Origin of the sequence: Microlunatus sp. GCM10028923 (assembly GCF_042666975.1) — a bacterium.
Taxonomy (GTDB): Bacteria; Actinomycetota; Actinomycetes; order Propionibacteriales; family Propionibacteriaceae; genus Microlunatus.
Window position 1 is genome coordinate 178,037 of record NZ_JBHTFF010000001.1, and the last position, 22,995, is coordinate 201,031.

At 70.5% G+C, this 22,995-nt stretch carries 14 protein-coding genes; 7 read left to right on the plus strand and 7 right to left on the minus strand.

Annotated features, from left to right (window positions below; translation table 11 throughout):
* Positions 1-5 precede the first annotated feature (5 nt).
* Positions 6-1,355 (plus strand): neutral/alkaline non-lysosomal ceramidase N-terminal domain-containing protein, encoded by a 1,350-nt coding sequence (locus tag ACFQU4_RS00865; protein ID WP_377485713.1) that lies wholly within the window; start codon positions 6-8, stop codon positions 1,353-1,355.
* Here ACFQU4_RS00865 and ACFQU4_RS00870 read toward each other — a convergent pair.
* On the minus strand, positions 1,303-3,213 hold the full coding sequence (locus ACFQU4_RS00870; RefSeq protein WP_377485715.1) for a DUF4838 domain-containing protein: 1,911 nt from the start codon (positions 3,211-3,213) through the stop codon (positions 1,303-1,305). The genes ACFQU4_RS00865 and ACFQU4_RS00870 overlap by 53 nt on opposite strands.
* A gap of 76 nt (positions 3,214-3,289) precedes the next feature.
* Between ACFQU4_RS00870 and ACFQU4_RS00875 the strand changes: the two genes are divergently transcribed.
* From ACFQU4_RS00875 to ACFQU4_RS00885, 3 genes are read left to right on the plus strand one after another with little or no spacing between them, the layout of a single operon-like run.
* Complete coding sequence (locus tag ACFQU4_RS00875; RefSeq protein WP_377485717.1) at positions 3,290-4,537, plus strand: VOC family protein; 1,248 nt, start codon at positions 3,290-3,292, stop codon at positions 4,535-4,537.
* 2 nt (positions 4,538-4,539) lie between these two features.
* Entirely contained in the window at positions 4,540-5,235 is a 696-nt protein-coding gene (locus ACFQU4_RS00880) for a helix-turn-helix domain-containing protein (RefSeq protein WP_377485719.1), read from the plus strand.
* A gap of 54 nt (positions 5,236-5,289) precedes the next feature.
* On the plus strand, positions 5,290-5,868 hold the full coding sequence (locus tag ACFQU4_RS00885; protein ID WP_377485721.1) for a dihydrofolate reductase family protein: 579 nt from the start codon (positions 5,290-5,292) through the stop codon (positions 5,866-5,868).
* Here ACFQU4_RS00885 and ACFQU4_RS00890 read toward each other — a convergent pair.
* Both ACFQU4_RS00890 and ACFQU4_RS00895 read right to left on the minus strand, forming a co-directional pair.
* The gene (locus ACFQU4_RS00890; protein WP_377485723.1) at positions 5,858-7,657 is read right to left on the minus strand and encodes a hypothetical protein; all 1,800 of its coding nucleotides are present in this window, start codon (positions 7,655-7,657) and stop codon (positions 5,858-5,860) included. The two genes, ACFQU4_RS00885 and ACFQU4_RS00890, sit on opposite strands and share 11 nt — an antisense overlap.
* Positions 7,658-7,751: 94 nt before the next feature.
* Positions 7,752-9,137, minus strand: coding sequence for a hypothetical protein (locus ACFQU4_RS00895; protein WP_377485725.1), 1,386 nt, complete (start codon positions 9,135-9,137; stop codon positions 7,752-7,754).
* A gap of 145 nt (positions 9,138-9,282) precedes the next feature.
* Between ACFQU4_RS00895 and ACFQU4_RS00900 the strand changes: the two genes are divergently transcribed.
* The 3 genes from ACFQU4_RS00900 to ACFQU4_RS00910 are packed head-to-tail and all read left to right on the plus strand — an operon-like array spanning position 9,283 to position 18,992.
* Positions 9,283-12,489 (plus strand): heparinase II/III family protein, encoded by a 3,207-nt coding sequence (locus tag ACFQU4_RS00900; RefSeq protein ID WP_377485727.1) that lies wholly within the window; start codon positions 9,283-9,285, stop codon positions 12,487-12,489.
* A 14-nt stretch (positions 12,490-12,503) separates the two neighbouring features.
* On the plus strand, positions 12,504-14,792 hold the full coding sequence (locus tag ACFQU4_RS00905; RefSeq protein ID WP_377485729.1) for a hypothetical protein: 2,289 nt from the start codon (positions 12,504-12,506) through the stop codon (positions 14,790-14,792).
* A 51-nt stretch (positions 14,793-14,843) separates the two neighbouring features.
* A complete protein-coding gene (locus ACFQU4_RS00910; RefSeq protein WP_377485731.1) occupies positions 14,844-18,992 on the plus strand; it encodes a heparinase II/III family protein in 4,149 nt (1,382 codons plus the stop codon).
* Between the two features lie 28 nt (positions 18,993-19,020).
* On the opposite strand, the gene ACFQU4_RS00915 is transcribed toward ACFQU4_RS00910, so the two are convergent.
* Genes ACFQU4_RS00915 through ACFQU4_RS00930 form a run of 4 tightly spaced genes read right to left on the minus strand, consistent with a single transcriptional unit; the run spans position 19,021 to position 22,989 of the window.
* Complete coding sequence (locus ACFQU4_RS00915; protein WP_377485733.1) at positions 19,021-20,256, minus strand: MFS transporter; 1,236 nt, start codon at positions 20,254-20,256, stop codon at positions 19,021-19,023.
* Positions 20,253-21,683 carry an ABC transporter ATP-binding protein gene (locus ACFQU4_RS00920; protein ID WP_377485735.1) on the minus strand — a complete coding sequence of 477 codons (1,431 nt, stop codon included), beginning with the start codon at positions 21,681-21,683 and terminating at the stop codon, positions 20,253-20,255. The genes ACFQU4_RS00915 and ACFQU4_RS00920 overlap by 4 nt, the downstream gene beginning before the upstream one ends.
* On the minus strand, positions 21,680-22,378 hold the full coding sequence (locus tag ACFQU4_RS00925; protein WP_377485737.1) for an energy-coupling factor transporter transmembrane component T: 699 nt from the start codon (positions 22,376-22,378) through the stop codon (positions 21,680-21,682). Before ACFQU4_RS00925 ends, ACFQU4_RS00920 begins: the two co-directional genes overlap by 4 nt.
* Positions 22,375-22,989 (minus strand): MptD family putative ECF transporter S component, encoded by a 615-nt coding sequence (locus ACFQU4_RS00930; protein WP_377485739.1) that lies wholly within the window; start codon positions 22,987-22,989, stop codon positions 22,375-22,377. The genes ACFQU4_RS00925 and ACFQU4_RS00930 overlap by 4 nt, the downstream gene beginning before the upstream one ends.
* Between the last annotated feature and the right edge of the window lie 6 nt (positions 22,990-22,995).

Sequence of the window (22,995 nt, forward strand, 5' to 3'; positions counted from 1 at the left end):
CGATCATGACCGAGCCCGCGGGGTACCGGGTCGGCATCGCGACGGCGGACATCACGCCGCCGGTCGGTGCCCCGCTGGCCGGTTTCGCCGCTCGCGGACAGCACACCAGTACCGGAGTCGATCACCCGCTGCGCGCCGTGGCGACGGTGATCGACGACGGCCGGACCGACCTGCTGGTGGTCGCCCTGGAGTGGCTCGGCTGCTACGACCAGGCGCCCCGGTTGCGACGGGCGCTCGCCGAGCGGACCGGCATCGCCGAGCAGCGGATCCTGCTCAACGCCTCGCACACCCACTGCGGGCCGGCGATCCGGGAAGCCGACTACGCCGAGCACGGCTGGATCGACGAGGACTATCTGGAGTCGGCGATCCAGAAGATCGCGCACGCGGCCGGGATCGCTGCCCGGCACCGGTATCCGGCCGTGCTGCGCTGGGGCGTCGGCGAGTGTGCGATCGCGATGAACCGGCGCCGGCCCGACCCGGTCCGGCCGGGCCGGGTGTTCGACGCGATGCTGCCGCATCCGGACGGTCTCACCGATCATGAGGTGGGTGTGATCACGGTCGAGTCGGCCGCCGACGGGATGCTCCGCGGGATCATGATCAACTACGCCTGTCACCCGACGTCGCGGAGCGGTCTGCGGATCGGCGGGGACTACGTCGGGTTCGCCTACGACCGGCTGGAGCAGGACTTCCCGTTCGCGCAGCCGCTGTTCCTGCAGGGCTGCGCCGGTGATCAGAAGCCGCGGCCGGAGCAGGCCGGGGCCGACGTGTTCGGCTCCCGTACCGTGGAGCAGGTCCGGGAGCTGGGGGCCGAGCTGGGCGAGGCCGTGGCGGCCGTGATCCGGTCCGGACTGACGCCGGTGACCGGTCTGATCAGGGTCGGGTCCGGGATCGAGGTCCTGCGCACCGAGCCGGTCGATCGGGCGACGCTCGAGGCCGAGCGGGACCGGCCGACGGCCTCGTTCCGGCGGCACTGGGCGGAGGTCCTGCTGGACCGCCTGGACCGCGGCGTGCCGGACCTGGACCGGGTGCCGTTCGAACTGCAGACCGTGGCCTTCGGCGACTCGGTGGCCATGATCGCGATGGCCGGCGAGATGACGGTCGAGCACGGACTCCGGCTGAAACGTGATCATGGTGAGCGGTTCGGCGCGGTGTTCCCGCTCGGCTATGCGAACGGGATGGTCGGCTATGTCCCGGTCGCCCGGCAGTTCGAGGAGTACGGCTACGAGGTGCTCGACTCCAACCAACGGCACCTCCGGACCGGGCGCTATCTGCCCGGCACCGAGGACCAGCTCCATGATCGAATCAGCCGGCTGCTGGCTCCAGCCGATCCAGGTAGCGCTCGATCGTCTGACTGAACAGGCCGGCGTCGAACACCGCCTGATACGCGTCCTGGCCGTGCCAGGCGGTCGTCTTCAGGTCAGCCCAGTGCCGGCGGGTCGCCGCCCAGTCCTGGATCGACGCGGCCTCGAATACCCGGCAGAGCCCGAGGCACAGCTGGCGATGGAAGGCGAGCGCCCGCCAGGAGGCGGCCCAGACCGGATGATCGAGGTCGCGATGATCATCGATCACGGCACCGAACGCGGTGAGCCGCTCGGCGGTCCGGGCGATCCCGGCCGGGTCGAGGCTCGGCCGGTGCAGCAGCCGGTGGTCGAGATTCCAGTCCAGGAAGTCGGCTGAGAGCTGTTCCAGGTGCTGTCGTACCAGCGCGGCGTCCGGCCCGTAGGTCGCGGCGAGATGATCATCGAGTTCGGCGTCGAAGCCGGTCCCGGGATTCCACAGGGTGCGGGCCATGATCGTCATCGCGAAGCCGTGCGGCAGGAAGACCCGCTGCGACTGACAGCTGATCAGCCCGTCCAGGCCAAACTCCGGAAAGAACCGGAGGTCGTCGGCGAGCACCCGGGCGGTGATCAACTGGCCCGGATCGAACCAGTGCTGCCACATCAGGTGATAGTCGAAGTCGAACGAGGATCCGGCGAAGACCCGTTGCCAGGCCTGCAGCAGGACCAGGTGGTCGGCCCTGCTGTGCGGAGGTTCTGTCGCATTGCCGGCGTAGTCGGGGAGCGGGCCGGGGCGGGCGTCGGCCAGCGAGCGACGATGATCACGCCGGATCGGCGCGAACATGAACACGAACCGGTCCGGATCGGCGATCGTCGCGCTCAGCGGCGGCCAGAGGAGCTGGTGGTAGGCCAGGAACGCGATCTTGGTCGGCGAGCCGGCCGCGGCGAGCAGCTCGGCGACCTCGTTGAGCACCGCCACGTACCAGTCGGCGGGCCGGAGCCGGGAGCAGTCGTCGCACTCGCAGTGGTTGGCGGTGCCGTCGGAGAGCCAGACGTGCAGCACGTCGATCTCCGGGTGGGCGGCGGCGTGATCGGTGATCAGCCGGGCCATCGCGGTGCGCGCCTCCGGCCGCGCGTAGCAGAGCTCGGTGTTCAGCGGGATGCCCTGCCAGAGCTCCCGGACGCCGCCGACCTGCGCCACCAGTTCGCGCCGGAACTCGGCGCCGGTGACCGCGTTCCAGCCGTCGGCGGCGACCCCGATCACGCCCGAGGTCCAGCCGTGGCCGACGGCGTGGTGGCTCAGCCCGCGCAGTTCGATCCCGTCGAGCAGGGCCCGGTGCGCGGCAGCGGTGCGTTCGGTGCGCGGGTAGGCGTTTGGTCGGCCGGCCGGATCTCCGTTGCGCTCGTACCAGGACCTGAGGAAGACGTGCGGATCCTCGAACTGGATGAAGTAGCTGTTCAGGCCGACCTTCGGCAGCCAGTCGATCAGGTCGAGCAGATTGGTCAGGCTGTTGGCGCCCTCGATGCAGACCCCGCGGTGCCGGAATCCGGGCCGCTCGGTGATCTTGATCGAGGTGTGGTCGAGGTCAACGGACGGTACGTACTCGCCGTCGGGACCGGGCCTGACCCAGCGGCAGCCGAGCTCGGTCAGGTAGCGGTAGACGGCGATCAGCAGGGCCCGCGGCCCGGCTCCGCTGATCGTCCCGGTCGCTCCGGCGGTGTCGATGGCGATCGCGTCGTCGAGCGGGTCGCCGGACGGATTCGGCTCGACCTTCAGGGTCAGCGCGCCGACGGGCGCGGCCGCGGCGTCGAGCAGCATCACCGGCCGGCCGGTGAGCCGGAACAGGAGCCGGCGCAGCTCTTGGGCGGCGAAGCGTACGGTCGGGGAGGCCTCGTCATCATGATCGACGGCGAGCAGGATCGAGTCACGGCCCATGATGATCAAGGTACGTCACCGATCCGCCGGCGGGAACCCATAGGTCAGGTCGCGGTCCTCTGGCATGCTCAGGGGTATGGCTGAGATCGGAGCCGACCTCGGAGCCGGCGGCGCGGGGGAGTGGGCCCTGGTCGACGGTGCGGCGGAATGCTGGTTCGAGGCCCCGTCGCACGCTGCGGGCGCGGAGTTGATCATCGACGTCGCACGGCTGGCGGCCCCCGGGCCGCTGCCCGAGTTCGGGCTGCGGCGGACCGGTGTCTCCGTACGGGTCCCGTACGACGCCAAGGGTCAGCCTCCGGCACTGACCGGAGCGATCTCGGACCTGGCCCGGCGGGCCGGGCTCCGCCCCGATCCCACTGCCGCGCAACGGATCGGGATCACGATCGAGTCGCCCCATCCGGCTGCCGTGCGCGGCTACTGGCGACTCGTCTGCGACTACCGCTCTGTCGGCGACGAGCTCGTCGACCCGCTGCATCGGGATCCCGTCCTGAGGTTCGCGGTGACGGATGAGGTCCGGCCGTTGCGGAATCGGATCCATCTCGACGTGGATGCGGGCACGGCCTTCGGTCCGGACCGCCTCGCCGAGCTGGAACGCGTCGGCGGGCACGTCGTCCGGGGCGCGATCTCGGCGGACCCGGACGGCAACGAGGTGTGCATTCCGTCGAGGCCACCGTCCCGGCTCGACGACACGGACGAACTGGCGGACTGGCGGCAACTGATGGGAGCCATGGTCCGCTACCCGACCGCCGGCCCGGCCCAGGCGGCCGAGCTCGCCGCTGCGGTGGCGGCCGTCGCCGACGATGCGGGCCGGCCGCTGATCATCGACCTCCGGCCGGGCACCGTGATCATCGACTCCGGGAAGGACCAGCAGGAGGACGAGCGGTTCGACCTCGACGCCGGGTTCCGCGAGGTCGCCCGTGCGGTCCAGGCCGCGGCCCGGGACCTCGGTCTGGTGGCGGGCTCGGATACCGGGCTCCGGCACCTTCAGGCGGCGATCGATGCGGCCGATATTCCTGCCGTGCAACGGTTCTGGCTCGCCGCCCTGGGCTACCGGCCGGATCCGCGAAGCTTCCTCACCGACATCGTCGACCCGAGACGGCGGGGTCCGGTGATGTGGTTCCAGCAGCTCGAGGAGGAGGACGAGGCCCGGCGGGCGCAGCGCAACCGGCTCCGGCTCCGCCTCGCCGTACCGCCGGCTCAGGCGCCCGGTCGCCTCGCCGCCGCGCTCGGTGCCGGCGGCATGATCATCGACGACACGGCCGCGCCCACCCGCTGGCTGGTGGCCGACCCGGAGGGCAACGAGCTGGAACTCGTCGCCGGCTGATCATGGCGATCCAGTTCGAGCACCGCGCATCCGATTCACCGGCCATCGAACGGGTCTGGCGCAGCCACAGTGATCACGAGACGTCGATGACGTCGGTCGCCTCGGCGCACTGGACGCTGGTGGCCTGGCGGGTCGGTCGCGAGTGGCGGGTGGCGGCCCAGGGTCCGGAAGCCTGTGCATCGACGGCACCGGTGCCGCCCGAGTCGGAGTTCGTCGGGATCAGGCTGGCGCTCGGGCTGCGGCTCGCCCAGCCGGCGACCGACCGGATCGTCGACGACGCGGCCGAGTTCTCGGCCTCCAGGCATTCGGTACGGATCGGCGACGTGACCCTCCCGCTGCCGGCCTACGACGACGCGGAGGACCTGGTCCGGCGGCTGATCAGGACCGGGCGCCTGCTCCGCGACCCGCTGGTGATCAACAGCCTGCGCGGCGAGCCGCCGGCCAGCACGGTCCGCACGGTCCGGCGCCACTTCCTGGCCACCACCGGACTCACCGCCGCGACGGTGCGGCAGATCGAACGGGCCCGCGCGGCCGCGGTACGGATCCGTACCGGACAACCGATCGCGGACGTCGCCCACGAGCTCGGCTACTTCGACCAGCCACACCTGTCCCGCTCGCTGACCCGGTTCCTGGGCCACCCCGCCGGCGCGCTGCGCGACGGCACGGCCGGACAGCTGTCCCTTCTGTACAAGACCTGATCGGGCGCGCCGCCTAGCCTCCGGGACAAGAAGCCGAGAACCCAGGAGGACCAAGTGCGCAAGCTCGTACTCGCGATGATGACCGCCGTCAACGGGCGGCTGGACGATCCGGACGCCTGGACGTCCGGGATCAGCGATGATCACTACCGCGAGATCGACCGCGGCTACGCGACGTTCGACACCATCCTGGTGGGCCGGGTCACCGCCGCGGAGATGATCGACTTCTGGCCGGGCCAACGGAACCAGGAGGGTGCTGGCGAGACCCATCTCGCCATGGCGGAGAAGATGCACGCCTACCGGAAGTACGTCTTCACGTCCGACCCGGACCTCGCGCTCGACTGGCACAACACCGAAGTCGTGCCGGTCCGGGACGACGACGAGCTCGGGGCGTTCGTCCGCGAGCTCAAGTCTCGGCCGGGTGCGGACATCCATCTCTCCGGCGGCGCCCGGCTGGCCGCGACCCTGGTCCGGCTCGGGCTGGTGGACGAATACCGCTTCTTCGTCCACCCGGTCCAGTCACCCGGCGCGACCTGGTACGGCCGGCTCGATGATCAACTGCGGCTGGAGTTGATCAAGGCGCAGACCTTCGAGAACGGAGTCGTCGCCCTGACCTACCGGCCGGTCAGCGAGTGATCCGCCAGCTGCTCGAACCGGCCGGCAGGTCCACCGCCAGTTCGTGGAAGCGGCGGCCGTGCCGGGTCACCTCTGACACGGTGGCGCCCTCGGTGGCCGCGCTCGGCGCCTGATCGGCGCCGGGCAGCTGCAGCACCAGGCCGGCCCGGGCGATCGGCTGCTCGGACTCGACCGCCACCAGCCAGCCGTCGGCGTCCTCGGTGATCGTCACCCGCACACCGCGCCGGGCGCGTTCCCACTCGCTGAGCTGGCCTGCGGTCCACCACTCCATGCCGCGTTCCCGGGCCAGCCGGGCCACCTCGGGGCACGAGGCCCGGGTTGCCGGCTTGCCGCGCAGATGCGGGCCGTGGAACAGGAAGTGGGCCACGCCGTGGACGGCCTCCGCGCCGTCCAAGATCACGTCGCGGCAGGCCAGGTGACCGGCCCAGGCGAGATCCTGCGTGTGCAGCGGCAGGTTCAGCACGTCCATCGGGCGGTTGTGCACGGACAGGTCGCCGATCGGGAAGGACAGGTGCGCGGTGCCGAACGGGAAGCCGACCGTGCCCTGCTTGCTCGGCCCGCGGGACTCGTCGATCTTGATCCCGACCCGCTCGCACCAGGTGTAGAACTCGGTCCAGCCCTCCCACCGGGTGTAGTGGTTCTTGTTGGACACGATCGCGTCGGTGCCGGTGACGGCCTGCGCCCAGGCGTGCTGGGCGCGGAACTGCGGCCAGCCCCAGTTGGCCAGGTCGGCGTCGCCCATCGCGTTGTAGTGCAGGGCCTGCTCGTGCCCGGCTTCGCCGATCTTGGCGTACAGCTCGGGGGAGTAGCCGCCCGGGAACACCTGGCACCAGGTCACCGCGACCTCCGCCTCGGCGAACGCCTCCAGCGCGGCCAGGCCGTCTTCCTCGACGTTGCCGTCGGCGTCGTGGGACATGTGCGCGATGGCGGGGACGCCGGCCGGCCAGTAGTGCAGCCACGCGGACGCCTGCCGCCGATGATCATGAGCGGCCCAGATCTGCTGCAGCAGGGTGATCCACCACTGGTCGGCCTGGGCCGTGGAGAAGATCGGTACGGCGCTCGGCGGCGGGTAGCTGTGGGTGAAGTCGGCGGCGAGCTCGGGCTCACCGGGCGGCAGGACGCGGTCGGCGTAGTCGAGCGCCATCCCGTCCTCGCACTTGAGGATCCCGTCGTCGATCGGTGCGGTCCCGTCCGGTGCCGGCTTGCCGTCGCCGGCCACCGGATAGCCCTGCTGGATGGTGACGATCGTCCGCCACAGGTCGACGCCGTAGCTGATCACGGTGCCGTCGCCGTGCCGCTTCCGTACCACGGCGGCGGCGCCGTCGGACCAGCCGGCGAGCACCTCGGCGCCCTCGGCGGACGCCAGCACCCGGCCGCCGATCCCGCGCAGCGGCAGCTCCGGTCGGGTCGTCCAGGTCGGATCGTCCGCCAGCGTGACGGTGTCCTCGATCCGGGCCGGGCCGACGGCCACCCCGGCGAGCCCGTCCAGTTCCGGCACGACCGCGGTGATGATCAAGGTCCCGCCGGCCGTCAGCCAGCCGTCCAGAGCCCGTACGGACTCGGCCGCCAGCCGCTGCGGCGACGCGATGATCAACACGTCCAGGTCGGCCAGCTCCGCCGGCACCGAGCCCAGCCGCCGATGATCAAGACCGGCATGGCCGAGCACCTCGGTCGCGTACAGCCACCAGGCGTCGTCGCCCGCCGCGTGCGCCGCCCGGGTCGCCTGCTCGTCGATCACGACCCCGAGCCTGGGCGCGGGCACCTGGACGGGGGACTGGGGACGAGACACCGAAGGACCTCCTGGGTGAGAACCGTCCGGCATGCTGGCCGGACCGACGGACCTACTCTGCCCGATCTGCCGGTTTAGGGGCAAGCACTAACTGCTATTTGGGCGCGTTATTATCCGACTTAGGGACGTTGTTGGCCGGCGCCGAGCCCTCCAGCCGCTCGCCGAGCAGCTGGTACTGCATCGGCGGGCGGCCGACCTTCCGGGACCGCGACGGCGGCATCGGCCAGGCCAGTCCGGCCCGGACCAGACCCTGCAGGGTCCGGCGCGCGGTGCGCAGCGTGACCTGCAACAGCTGGGCGACCCGCTCGGCGTCGATCACCAGCGAGTCGGCCTCCTCCTCGCCGAGCTTGTCGACCAGGGTGCGCAGCAGCGCCTGGTCCTTGGACTCGGTCGGTCGCTGCGGGGTCGGATCGCTGTCCCCGTCGGGGTTGGCCGGCAGTCGCAGGGTGAGTTCGTCCGGCCCGATCAGGTACGCCTGCCGGGCGCCCTCGGCGGACGCCTTGCTGACCGCCCGGTACGCGTTGTTCTCGGCTTCGACCGTGGACCGGCCGAGCCCGATCCCAACCTCGAGATCGACGTTCAGCGACGCGCTGGCGCGGGCCAGGAACGGCGCGACGGCAAGATCATCGGTGACCGGCCGGAGCATGCCGAGCGTCGTGATCACCATGTAGCTGCGCTGATCATGGGGCAGCACGATGGCGTCCATCCGCCGCGCGTCGTGCAGCAGCTCCCGGTGCAGCGTGAGCCGGAGATCCTGGTACCAGTACTGGGCCGGGCTGGTTCGCGGCGGCAACGCCGAGTCGGCCAGCTGCACCAGCACGATGGCGATCCGGGACTCCGAGAACTTGGCCCCGCTGGCGGTCAGCACGGCCGTGTTCAGGGCCTGCCGCAGGGTCAGCGGCGACGGCGACATCTTCAGCGCCGGTACGTTCTCGGCGGCCAGGCCGGCCATCACGGTCGGGATGGTCGAGATCGCGCCGCTGGTCTTGCCGGACCGGAACAGGTCGAGGTGGAACTTCAGATACCCCTCGGGGGTGATCGACTCGTCGTAGCGGACGTAGTGCACGTCCTTCGGGTCGATCTCGATCTCGGCATAGCTGTCCAGCACGTCCCGTTCGCCCATTGAGTCGATGCTGACCCGTTGCGGGTCGAGCACGCCGGACCGGATGCCGCGGACCAGGGTGCTGTGCAGCGCCGGCCCGCCGGTCGGGACATAGGTCGCGGGAACGGTCAGGTCGCCGGCCTTCATCGCGATGTCGTACGGCAGCGGACCGGCGAACAGGATCGCGTCGACCCGGTCCGTGATCTTGCTCGCCGCCTCGGCGGCCTGGTCCTCGCGCCGGTAGACGGCGGGCACCAACCGCAGGCCCGGGTAACTGCTGCTGCGGGCGAGTTCCGCCGCTTTCTGGACGAACTCGTCGGCACCCACCAGCCCGATGGTGACTTCCTCGCGCGTTGCGTCGGAATTATGGACAGCCATAGCGCGAACTCTATAGCCGAAATTGCCAGAAGTGCCGTAACTCGACCAAATCGGACGTAGAAAAGTGTGATTTGAGTCTTGTCGTTAATGGCGGGTTCATGCGAAAGTCTGGGACATAGATCGCCGCCCGACGGAGGAGACAGGCATGGCTGATCACTCACATCAGACCCCATTCGGGACCCCGGCAGGGTTGCCGCCGCGGACCCGTCGGCAGTTCCTGCAGGCCGCCGGACTGGCCGGACTGGTCGGCGCCGGTGCCGCGGCCGGCGGAGTCGGCGCGCTGCCGGCGGCCGCCGAGCCGGCCGTCCTGGCCGACGCGCCGGTGAAGACGCGGGCCACCTACTACACGCCGGAGAAGATCACGGCGGCGCGGGCCAACATCGCGGCCTACCCGTGGGCTCGTGATCTTGCTGCCGGCGTGAAGCCGCTGGCGGACCGGCTGGTCGCGCTCACGGATGATCAACTGTGGGGCGCGGTCTCCACCCAGGGTGTGCCGCGCAGCTACGCGGTGAACCAGGACCTCGGCTCGCCGATCACCGGCACCGACGTCTACGAGTACGGCGCGTACCCGTACCGGGCCGACCCGATCGCCCGTCCCTGGAAGCTGGTCGACCCGTCCAGCGACTACGTCTTCCCGACCAACGACTTCGCGTCCTACTACGCGAGCGGCCTGGATGATCACGGGAACTTCAACCGGGAACTGGCCGATCCGCAGTTCCTGGTCAACGAGCTCTACCCGGACCGCGGGCCGGACTGGGGTGTCGACGACGGCTTCGGCTGGATCGACGAGGACGGCCACAAGTGGACCTTCGTCGCCTACTACAACCACTGGTTCTGCTGGTACACGGCGCTGGCCGGCACCGGCTATTCCCTGCTCGGGACCGGCTTGGCGGCGCTCCGGGACAGCTACCTCTACACCGGTGATCAGAAGTACGCGCACGCCGGATTGATCTTGCTCGACCGGGTCGCCGACGCGTACCCGTCGATGGACACGGCGCCGTACAAGCGTGCCGACGGGTACTTCCACTCCGACGGGCTGCGCGGCACCGGCAAGGTGATCGGCGGCATCTGGGAGACCGGCCTGGCCCGGAACATGGTCGCGGCCTACGACGCGTTCTACCCGGCCATCGCCGACGCCGACCAGGCCGGCGTGATCGAATTCCTGTCGGCGAAGTCGCAGCAGTACGGGCTGAATCCGAAGGCCACCACGGCCGACATCCGGCTGAACCTCGAGAACGGCATCCTGCGCCAGATCTACCCGGCGGTGAAGACCACCCAGATCTTCGGCAACTTCGGCATGCACCAGAGCACGCTGGCGCTGTCGGCGGTCGTGCTCGACGAGCCGACCGAGTCCAAGGAATGGCTGGACTTCGTCTTCGCCGCGGGCGGCATCCTGACCAACCCGTACCGCTGCACCGGCGGCAACGTCGGCCCGCAGTTGATCAACGTGCTGGACCGGAACGGCTGGCTGAACGAGGGCGCGCCGGGCTACAACCGGCTCGGCATCGGCCACCTCAAGTCGATCGCCGACATCCTGGACGGCTACGACACCTATCCGGCCGCGGACATCTACGCCAATCCCAAGTACGAGGCGATGGTGACCACCCGCGGCAAGCTGACCATGATCAACCGGTACACGCCGAGCATCGGCGACAGCGCCACCACCGGTCAGCCCTACATCCTGGCGACCGCCGTCGAGTTCACCGCCGCCTACGCGAAGTACGGCCGCGTGGTCGACGCCCAGCTCGCGTACCAGCAGAACGGCAACTCGGCCGACAACCTCTACACCGACATCTTCTCCACCGACGTGGACGGGCTGCAGCAGCGGATCCGGGACGTGATCGCCGAACACGGCGAGCTGGACCTGCCCAGTGATCATCAGACCGGCCACGGCTTCGCCGCCCTGCGCACCGGCGCCGGCGACGACCGACGGGGTGCCTGGCTCTATCACGGCATCTCGTTCGGGCACGGGCATCGCAACACCCTCGCGATCAACCTGTACGGCTTCGGGCTCGACCTCGCCTCGCCGCTCGGCTACCCGTCCTACGCCGACGGCAAGGCGCTGCGCCGGGAGTGGGAGTCGACCACGGTGGCCAACAACACGGTCCTGGTGGACGCCAAGCCGCAGACGACCCAGCTGGTGGCCCGGCCGATCGACTTCGGCGACACCGGGAGCAACGGCGTCCGGTACGTCGACGTCGAGGCACCGAAGCCGTACCCGCAGACGTCGCGGTACCGGCGCAGCGTGATCATGGTCGACGTCGACGAGGCCGATTCGTACCTGGTCGACGTGTTCCGGGTCCGCGGCGGCACTGATCATCTGTACTCGTTCCACGCGGTGGCGCCGGCGGTGACTACGACCGGGCTCGAGCTGGTGGCGCAGGGGCGCGGCAACTACGCCGGCCCGGACGTGCCGGCGCCGGACCCGCTGGCCAACCCGCGGCCGGACGCCAACGGGTTCGACTACCTGGTCAACGTCGAGCGCGACGCCGACGTGGCCGGTGCGTTCTCGGTCGACTGGAAGGTGCCGGACACCTGGAACGTGCACGATCCGGACCCGGACAGCCACCTGCGATTGACCATGCTGACCAAGGTCGACGAGGTCGCCTTCGCCGACGGCATCCCGCCGCAGAACAAGCCGGGCAACCCGGAGTCGCTGCGCTACCTGCTCGCCCGGCGGCGCTCGACCTCGGCGCTGACCACGCAGTTCGTCTCGGTGCTCGAGCCCTACCTCGGGCAGCGCAAGATCAGCAAGATCGAGCCGGCCCGGATCGTGCCCCGCGGGACGCTGGACCCGGACGACGCGGCGGCGGTCAAGATCACGCTCGCCGACGGACGGGTGGACTACGTCGTGCACAACGTCCGGCCCGAGACCACGCTCGTCGTCGACGGCCGGGTCGAGGTGACCGGCCGGCTCGCGGTGATCAGGTTCGAGGGCGACAAGGTGGTCCGCGCCTCCGGCTCCGACATCGCGGTGGCGAAGGTCAGCGGCGGCGGCGCGACGGAGCTGGAGATCACGGCCGCTCCGATCACCGGGGTGGTGGCCGACTTCACCCGGGACCTGGTCAACGAGAACGTCCTGACCCTCACCCTGGACCAGCCCTGGGAGGACTACGACCTCAAGCCGGAGGACCTGGTCGGCCGGTACGTCTACGCCGAGGACGACGGCGAGCGCAACGCGGCGTACGCGATCACCGCCGCCGAGGGCTCGGGCAGCACGCTCAAGATCACCACCGACACGACCTTCATCCGGGGCTACGTCAAGGACACCGACCCGGACGCCGGCTTCCGTTACGACGTTGCGGAAGGCCGCAAGGCACGGATCCCGCAACTCCGGACCTGGTCCGACTGAGCCGAGGAGCACCGATGCGGTTTCGGGGACTGATCGCGGCGCTGGTCGCGGCGATGCTGGTGATCACGGTGAACGGCACGACCCCGGCGGCGGCCGATCCGCCGGCCGGGACGTTCACCGACCTCGGTCCGACGGTGACGTCGCTGACCGTGATGGAGGGCACCTACGGAAAGTGCCCCGGCGGCTCCGACTGCGTGTATGCGGTGGTCGCCGGGGACAACACCAAGCTCAACATCATCGACGTGCGCAGCCGGGAGCTGATCAAGACGATCGCCCTGCCCGGGGCCTCCGGCGGTTGGGGTGCGACCACGGCCAGCGACGGCAGCATCTACATCGGCAGCTACAACAACGGCCGGCTCTACCGGTACGAACCGGCGGCCGACCGGATGACCGACCTCGGCCAGCCGATCCCCGGCGAGGGGCTGCTCTATCACCTGGTCCCCGGTCCGGACGGCACGATCTTCGGCGGCACCTATCCGAACGCGCATCTGTTCTCGTACTCGCCGACCAAGGGCGTCACCGACTTCGGCCGGATGGATCCGGAGCAGAACTATGTCCGGTCGGTCGCCTACGACCATGATCACGGCTACCTGTTCGCCGGGATCGGGGCGCGGGCCGGGCTGGTCCGGATCGACCTGGCCACCGGCGAGCGGACCGACGTGCTGCCCGAGGCACTGGCCGGCTACGCGTTCGTCTACGACCTGGACTACGCCGGCGGCCGGCTGTTGATCAAGGTGCACAACGGACCGGACATCAAGCTCGCCGTCATGGACCCGGTCTCGGGCGAGCTGATTCCGATCAAGGACGAGTCGACCGGGCAGACCGTCGACCGGGTGCCGATCGCCTCCCGCGGCACCGCGCCGCTGGCGCCGGACGGCCGTTCGGTCTACTACACCGCCGCGGGCGGGCTGTGGGTCTACGACCTCGAGACCAGCACCACCCGGCCGATCTTGATCGACGGCGCACCGGCCGCGGTGGACGGCGCCGGGATCGGCTTCAGCTGGCTGCCGTCGGCCGAGGATCCGTCCCGCCAGGTCCTGTACGGGCTCGCCGGCAATTACGCCGGCCGGGCGTTCACCTTCGATCCGCAGGCCCCGACCCTGGAGCGGTACAGCCTGTCGTTCGCTCCGGTGCCGGTCGATCTGTCCCAGCTGTATGCCGGGGCCGACGGGGACGGCAAGGTCTACACCAGCGCGTACATCAATGGTGATCTTGGTGTGTACGATCCCGCGACCGAGACCCTGCAGCAGTTCCCGCGGCTCGGCCAGGTGGAGGGCTGGACCTGGTACGAGGGCAAGCTCTACATCGGCACCTACCCGACCGGGAGCCTGCGCGAGTACGACCCGAAGTCGCCGTGGGGCAGCGGGAATCCGAAGCTGCTGGTCAGCCTCGCCGACGAGCACAAACAGAACCGGCCGACCGCGATGGCGGCCGCCGACGGCAAGCTCTACGCCGGCACGACTCCGGACTACGGCGAGCACGGCGGCGCGCTGACCGTCGTCGATCTCGCTTCCGGCCAGGTCCAGGTGCATCGGCACATCGTCGAGAACCAGACCGTGTCCTCGATCGCCTTGCTGGACGGCGTTCTCTACGGCGGCACCAGCATCGCCGGCGGCGGCGGAACGGACCCGATCGCGACCGAGGCCAAGCTGTTCACCGCCGATCCGGTGACCGGCGAGAAGACGGGCGAGTTCGCTCCGGTGCCCGGTGCGTACAGCATCAACGCGCTGCTGACGGGCCCCGACGGCAACCTGTGGGGACTGGCCGACGGAACCCTGTTCGTGTTGGACCCGAAGACGCACGAGGTGCTGTCGACGACCAAGATCTTCGACGGCACCGCCGGCGAGACCGACGGCGACCTGGTGATCGTCGGCGGCGAGTACGTCTACGGACACTCGGGGGCCCGGCTGTTCCGGATCGACCCGCTGTCCCAGCAGGCGACGATGATCAGCCAGGGCGGCACCCGGCGGCTCACCGTCGATCCGCGCGGTGATCTCTATCTGCTGCACGACGGCGACGGCACCAACATCAATCGGCTGCTGCGCTACCGCCCGGCCGCGGATGCCTGCCCGGATTCCGATCTTCGCCCGAAGGTGTTCACCGGCGCGGTGGACAGCGGCGTCGGCAATCGCTACACGGACGACGGCTGCACCGTGAACGACCTGATCCTGGACGACCGGGACTGGCCGACCCGCGGCCGGTTCGTGGCGCACGTGGCCGGCGTCGCCGAGGAGTTGACTGCGGCGGGAGTGATCACCGAAGCGGAAGCCGACGCGCTGGCCGCCGCGGCGGCGCGGTCCTGATCACCAGGCGGCTCGGTTCGGATCGATCGCAGATCGACAGGGGAGAGCGACATGGAACGACGACGGTTTCTGATCACCGCACTGGCCGCATCCTTGGTCCCCGGCCTGATCGGGGCGACCGAACGGGCCTGGGCCGACGAGCCGGTCGATCCTGGCCTCGGCGGCGGCGACCTGCCCAAGGGAGCGGTCGCGTTCGCCACCGACCGGTGGACGATCGCGACCCGCAGCAAGGCCGCGCCGACGATCGACGGCCGGCTGGACGAGGAGATCTGGTCCGACGCGGCCACGATCACGGGCTTCGTCACGCCGTACTACCTGGAGGCGATCGACGGCGAGGCCGAGGTCAAGATCGCCTACGACGACGCGGCCCTCTACCTGGCCGTGCGCTACACCGATCCGGACGGCGCCGCCTCACTGGCCTCGATCGAGATCTTGATCAACAACGGCACGGACGGCTTCCGGCTGCCGGTGACCGTGCACCAGCCGGACATCGAGTACCGCAACGACTGGGGTCCCGGCCTGACCGACGTGACCGGAGCGGACAGCGCGACCGGGACGGTCGAGGGCGGGATCACCGCGGAGGTCGCGGTGCCGTTCAGCGCGCTCGGTGGGGCGCGGACCGACTCGGGTGCCGAGTGGCGGATCAACGTGATCTTGCAGCACGCCATGATGACCCGGCCGCTGAGCTCCTGGACGCCGCTCCGGACGGCGACCAATTCCTACCAGGGCGGCAGCAGTGCGCCGGTCCGGGCCGAGGTCACCCAGCATGATCGGCTCGGCAGCCTGTTCCTCGGCGCGCCGCCCGCCGCGGACCGGCCGGCGCCGCCGGAGCCGTACCCGATCACGAACGCCCAGCTGACGTACGCGAGCTTCACCGAGAAGGTGATCGCCTTCGACCGGGACGGCATCGGTCCCGAGGACGAGATCCGGCTGGAATGGCGATCGCCCGGCGGCGACTGGGCGCCGGTGACCGATCCGCGGCCGGAGCGGGAGACCCGGCAGGTGACGATCCGGTTCGGGCACCCGGGACCGGTCCGCAAGGGCCAGTACCAGCTCAAGATCATCATCGAGCGCGGCGACCGGCGGCAGCCGGACGGACTGGCCGTACTGACCTTCGACAGGGTCGCCCTGATCAGGGCCGGCGACTCCGCGATCACCCTGCCCGGCCGCACCGGCAAGCCGACCGCGGTCAAGGCGGCGGCGGCTTCGGCCGAGGTGGAGCGGTTGATCAGCTGGATCTCCGAGCGGAACGGGTTCATCTTCGTCGGCATCCCGGACCAGCCGCAGCTGCACCCGAACAACCTGTACACCTTCGATCCGGACGATCCGGAGGTGCTGCAGTCCAACTACACCGACGAGCGCTACCCGAACCATCCGGACTATCCGGAGGACAAGTCGATCACGGTGACCAACCGGCTCGGCCAGCAGCAGGAGTACCGCTACTACGAGGATCCCGGCACCGGCCGGCGGTTCTTCCTCACCGCGCACCTGTGGTTCCGCCGCCGCGAGTACGTGCTGAACCGGCTGCAGGACCTGGCCAAGACCGACCCGCTCGGCGCCGCCCGGGTGATGCACCGGTTCGCGCAGGTCTACCCGGGCTGGGTGCCGACCAACGAGTATCCGTGGTTCACCCGGCCGACCGAGCCCGCCTCGCTGCCGGTCAACTACTACTGGGGCGGGACCTGGAGCCGCTGGTCGGCCAGTGAACTGAACACGTTCCGCAACCTGCCCTACGCGTACGCCACCGTCGCCGCGACGAACGCCTTCGACGTGCTCGGCGACGAGGTCGGCGAGGACGTCGCGGCCAAGATCAAGAACGAGATGCTGCTGCCGTCGGTGGAGTTCTACCGCAGCTACGTGATCTTGTACCACAACATGGACTACACCAACGCGGTCGGCCTGATCGCGATGGGCAAGGCGTTCGCCGATCCGAGCTACATCCACGAGACCGTCGAATGGGCCCGGGAGTACGGGCGGATCACGTACCTCTTCGACGGCTACTACAAAGAGAACACGCTCTCGTACCACAACCAGGCCACCAACGGCCTGGTCCAGGTGATCGACCAGCTGGCCGGCTGGACCGACCCGGAGGGTTACGCGTCGCCGCGGTCGGGCGAGCGCTTCGCCGATCTTGATCTCGGGGCCGAGGTCCCGGTGCTGGCGAACGCGATCGAGGTGGCCAACCGGCTCGCCTATCCCGACGGGAAGCTGTTCCCGATGAACGACACCTGGGCGAACGCGACCAGCGGGCGGCCGCAGCACGACCTCGGGGCGTTCCAGCTGCCGGCCGGCGGCGTGGCCCGGCTGGCCCGCGGCCGGACCGTCGATCCGTCCGACTACTTCGGCGTGATCTTCGGCTTCCCGGAGCTGGAGATCACCGCGCAGTCCGTACCGCACACGGAATACCCGGACAGCGGCACGCTCCAACTGGAGGCGACCAGCGTCGGCCAGTCGATCAGCTTCGCCTTCGACGCACCGGCGGCCGGCACGTTCGATCTTGATCTGCAGCCGTTCCGGGCGGCCAGCTACGGCCGCTACCGGGTGTCGGTCGACGAGACCGCGGTCGGCGAGATCGACTTCTACGGCTCCGGCGGCGTGGCGAAGTTCGAGACCGTCGGTTCCGTACAGCTGACCGCGGGCGGGCACGTGATCACCTTCGTCGGCGTCGGCAAGAACGACGCGTCCACCAACTTCAAGCTGGGCATCGTGCAGTTCGCGCTGCTCGACGAGGCCGCGCAGGCGGAACGCGACGCCGCCGGCGAGCCGACCGGCAACCCGACCCAGGCCTACCTGGTGTACTCGCCGAAGTACGGACACCACCACTACGACCCGCTCAGCCTCGCCGTGTTCGCCGAGGGCCAGGAACTGCTGCCCGACATCGGCTACACGCACACGTTCTACCGGCAGTGGACGCTGTCGACCCTGGCGCACAACACGGTGGTCGTGAACAGCAAGAACATGATCACGGCCGGCCAGGCCCAGCACGGCGGCAACCTCGAGCTCCTGGAACACACCGACGAGCTGGTCCAGGTGATGCGGGCCGCCGAGCCGGACGCCTACCCGGAGACGTCGGAGTACGTCCGCGAGGTGTGGCAGATCGGCTTCGACGGCGCCGACGACAACGGGGGCTATCTGCTCGACCTGTTCCGGGTCACCGGCGGCGAGCGGCACGAGTACGCGCTGCACGGTGACGCCAACCGCGACGCGACCTTTGCCGCCGACGCCGAACTCGCCGACTACGGCCCGTACCTGTTGCCGGCAGGCGTGCAGGTACGGGAGCCGACCACCGAGCTCGACCCGGGCGACGCCGAGGGGCACTACTACGGCTACATCTACGTCCGGAAGGTGAAGCGCGGCGAGGTGGCCGGCGGCGCCTACGGGCTGCGCCTGAACACCGTCGACGCAGCGGGCCAGAACCTCAGCGGGGCAAGGATCCTGGGCCTCTCCGGCGACGGCGCGGCCGAGCTGTTCCTCGGTGAGTCACCCTCGCTGCGGGCCACCCGGACCGGCGGCACCAGCAAGGACACCAACAACGAGGCGGTCAAGTACTGGCTGCCGACGGCGGTGCTGCGCAAGGACGGCAGCGACCTGCGCAGCCAGTTCGTGACCATGATCGAACCGCACGGGCCGGGGCAGCAGACCCGGGTCGAACGGATCGAGCGGATCGTCCCGGACCAGGCCGCGGACGGCTCGATCGCGGTCAAGATCAGCTACGGCGACGTGACCGACCTGGTGCTCAGCTCGGCCGACCCGGAGTCGCCGATGATCGCGGGCGGTGCGACGCTGACCGGCAAGCTCGGCCTGGTCCGGATCGTCGGCGGCACGGTCACCCGGCTGATCTTGATCGGCGGCACCGCTCTCAGCCACGGCTCGGCCCAGGTCACCGGCGACGGACCGGTCACCGGCAAGCTCACCGGGGTGTTGCGGCGGCCCGACGGCGACGCCAAGAACGCGTTCGTCACCGACGTCGCCGTACCGGAGACCATGATCGGCAAGACGCTGGTGGTGACCCATCCGGACGGCAAGACGCACGGCTATCCGATCAAGGCGGTCTCCGGCCAGGAGGTGGAGGTTGACGGGATCGACCCGGGCTTCCGGTTCAACGACGACGGCAGCACCGAACTGCAGTTCCTCCCGTTCACCCGGTGGACCGGCGACACCACGTTCCGGATCGAGAACCAGGCGTCCTTCCGGGCGTAGCGGACCTCGAGGCGACCCTCGGTGAGAACTACCCGGCCGGGACGGGTTCGGCCGAGACGCGCCGGAACCGGGGATGCACGGCGACGAACACCGTGACGGCGGCCATGATCACCGCCGAGGCGATGATCGGCAGGGCCGGCTGGAGGCCGTACAGGGTGGTGCCGGCCATCGGGGCGATCACGAAGGTCAGGCCGAGGTTCGCGGTGAGCAGGCCGGCCAGGCCGCCCTGTTCCTCGCGGCGCATCGACATCGTCGGCCCGGCCAGATAGCCGGGTCCGGCGATCCCCAGCCCGAGCCCGATCACCAGCATCGAACCGATCAGCACCACCGGACCGGCGTCCGGGATCATGATCAGATAGCCGGCGAGCGCACTGGCCGAACCGACCCGGAGCAGGGTGCCGGGCCGCCAGCCGGTCCGCGGCACGATCACCGACTGCGCCAGGATCACGCCGACGCCGGCGGCGATCAGGGCACCGCCGGTGAGCGGCCCGGCGGTCTGCGGATCGAGCCCGAACCGGTCGATGACGATGAAGCCGGTGGCGACCTGGATGAAGCCCAGTGCGGTGTAGAGGCCGAACCCGGCCACCAGGTACGGCCAGATCCGGCCGTCGCTCACCCGGGGCCGGACGGGCTTCTCGATCAAGGCCGCCGGCGGCTCCCGGCGCAGGGTGATGATCACCAGCAGCAGGCCGGCCGACAGCACCACCGGCACCGCGATCAGCGCCGTCGCCAGCCCGAACGCGGACAGGCCGCCGCCGAGCGCGGCGCCACCGACCATGGCGATCCCCTGCGCGGCGCCGAGCCCGGACAGCCAGGAGATCCGCTCCCGGCCGGGCTCGGTGACGTCGGCGATGTAGGCCTGGGCGGTGGGCGGGACGGCCGAGATGGCGATGCCGAAACACAGGCCGCGGAGCAGCACGAACAGGACGAACAGACCGGTCCCGGCGATCAGGCCGCGCATGCCGAGGATCGCCACCAGGGTGAACATGATCATGGTCGCCGCGCCGAGGGCCAGCGCTCCGGTGAGCACCGGCTTGCGACCCCAGGACTGGGACCGCCGGCCCCAGAACTGGCTGGTGCCGACCAACATCAGCGCCGCGGCGCCGATCGTCACGCCGATCTGCCACTCGGCCAGCCCGACCTCGCGGGCCAGCGGGGCGATGATCGGGTTCAGCGTGAACTGGCCGAGGTAGGCGACGAACACGGTCGCCAGCACCAGCTTCAGCTGCCGGCGCGTCGTGGCTGTCGTCGTGGTGGTGGTCATCGTGCCCATGCCTGATCCCGTTCCTGTTCGTGGGGTGATTCGCTGTTCGGCGGTACGAGCTCGAGGGCGTGATCGGCCACCGGGCCGAGCAGCGCCTCGTCGTGGCTGATCACCACGACCACGGCTCCCGCGTCGGCGACCTCGCGGATCACCCGGGTGATCGAGGCGAGGTGCCGCCGGTCCACGCCCGAACTGGGTTCGTCGAAGACGACGACCGGCTTGCCGGACAGCCGTGCTGCGGCGATCGCGACCCGCTGCTGCTGGCCGCCGGAGAGGGCGAGCGGGTGCCGATCCCGTACCGCCAGAAGATCGAGTTCGGCGAGCAGCCCGGTCACCCGTTCGCGGTCGGCCGCGGGGCCGCCCAGGGTCAGCTCGGACGCCACCCGGTCGGTGAACAGCTGCCGCTGGACGTCCTGCATCACCAGCGCACTGGACCGCTGCCGCCGGGCCGCACTGAGCGGCCGGCCGTTCAGCCGGACCACGCCGCGATGCCGCTGCAGCCCGGTGATCACCCGGGCCAGGGTGGTCTTGCCGGCGCCGTTCGGCCCGCGGACCGCCGTCACCGCACCGGCCGGGAAGAAGGCCCGGTCCAGGGCGAGCACGGTGCGCTTCCGCACGGTGCACCGTACGTCCGCCAGGGAGAGTCCGTGATCATGGTCCGGGGGAGCCGGCCGCGGCTCCGGCACCGGCAGGGGATCGCCGCGCAGGCCGGCGGCGGCCAGGGACTCGTCGTCGAGACCGCGGAACTCGCCGGCCGTCCAGGAGGCCTCGACCCGGCCGTCCCGGAGCACGACGACCCGGTCGACGACGTCTCGCAACGGGTGCAGCCGATGCTCGGCGATCACCACGGTGACACCGGAAGCGCGAAGCCGCCGCACGCCCGCGACGAAATGATCAATGGCGTCGGCGGACAGGTTCGAGGTCGGTTCGTCGAAGAGGACCAGGCCCGGCCGGTGGGTGACCGCGGCGGCGCAGGCCACCCGCTGCTGCTCGCCGCCGGACAGCGCCGCCAACGGCCGCTCCAGCAGCGGTAGCAGGGCGTAGCCGGCGGCGCTGAGCTCCACCTCGCGCCGGATCACGGCCGGCTCGGTGCCCAGGTTCTCCAGGGCGAACGCGAGTTCGGCAGCGACCGCACCGGTGAAGAACTGCCGCCGCGGATGCTGCAGCACCGACCCGGTTCGGCGGCCCAGTTCCTCCAGCGGTGTGTCCGGTACGGGCAGCCCGGCGACCCGGATCGTGCCCTGCAGTTCGCCGTCGTGGAAGTGCGGGATCAGCCCGTTCAGCAGCCGCAGGGCGGTGCTCTTGCCGGAGCCGCTGGAGCCGCAGAGCAGGACGACCTCGCCCGGCTCGACGGCGAGGCTGAACCCACACAGCGCCGGCTCCGCCGCGGCGGCATAGCGCCAGTGCGCGTCGCGGATGTCGATCATGGTCGACCGGTCCAGAGCAGGGTGGCGGCTGCGGCGGCGGCGACCATGATCAGTCCGAGCAGGTCGGCCGGGCCGAAGCGCGGCGGCCGCATCGACGTCGGCCGCCGCCGGGAGCCGAGCCCGCGCAGCAGCGCGGCCGCGGCCAGGTCCTCGCCGACCCGCAGGCTCGCCGCGATCACCGGCACCGTGAAGCGCTCGATGCTCCGCACCGGGTGCCGGACCAGGCCGGTCCAGCCGCCGATGCCGCGCAGCCGCATGGCGTCGTGGACGGCCGCCGCCTCCGCCGTGATCACCGGGACGAACCGGAGCATCACCGCGGTCGGGACCGTGACGACCCGCGGCACCCGGACCGCTCGCAGCGCCGCGGTCAGTTCCGCGGGCCGGGTGCTGGCGATCAGGTGGGCGGCGACGCCGCCGACGGCGGCGAACCGCAGGAAGTACGCGGCCGCGACGCCGATCGCGCCGACCGCCGGGTACGGCGCCAGCGGCGGCAGCAGGTAGGCGGCGCCGGCCAGGGCGAGGGCGGCCACCGGCAGGATGATCATCCGCCGCCAGGCCCGCTCGGTGGCGGCCAGCACGACCCCGGCGGCGAGCGCGGCCGGGACGAACCGGTGACCGCCCGGCGCCATCACGGTGAGGCTGGTGGCCAGCACCAGCGCCAGCTTCGTCCGCGGATCCAGGAGCCCCGGACTCACGCCAGGCCGGCCTTCTCGAAGTGCTTGCGGAGCAGCCGCAGGCCGAGCAGCCCGCCGAGCAGGCCGAAGATCACGGTCGACAGGTCGAAGGCGATCAGCATCCCCGGCGACAGCAGCGCCTCCAGTTGACGTACGTAATCCTGGCCCATGCTCTGCATCGTCGGGCCGCCGAAGTAGTCGTCCCGGGCGTAGAACATCGGCATCATCGGGCCGACGTACCAGGCCGAATAGATCGCGTACGCCAGCACGCTCGCCCGCCCGGACCGGTAGCGGCCGGCCGCGACGACAACCTCGGCCAGGAGCGCGCACAGGATCGTGATCACGAAGCTGATCGGCGGATGCCCACCGAACATGAGGATCCCGGCCGTGACGACCGCGAAGATCACGATCATGCCGGCGTGCCGGACCCGGGTCAGGAAGAGCAGGAACGGGATGCCGCCGGCCACGATGCTGGCCGCCAGCGCGACCAGCATCACGGTGGGATTGATGAAGCCGAGCAGATTGATGCCGTACACGATCACCAGGTAGAGGGCGCCGAAGATCCCGATGTTGATCAAGTCCCGGGGACTCATCCGCAGGCTGAGACCTGGTGCGGCTTCGGAGATGGACAAGGGTGG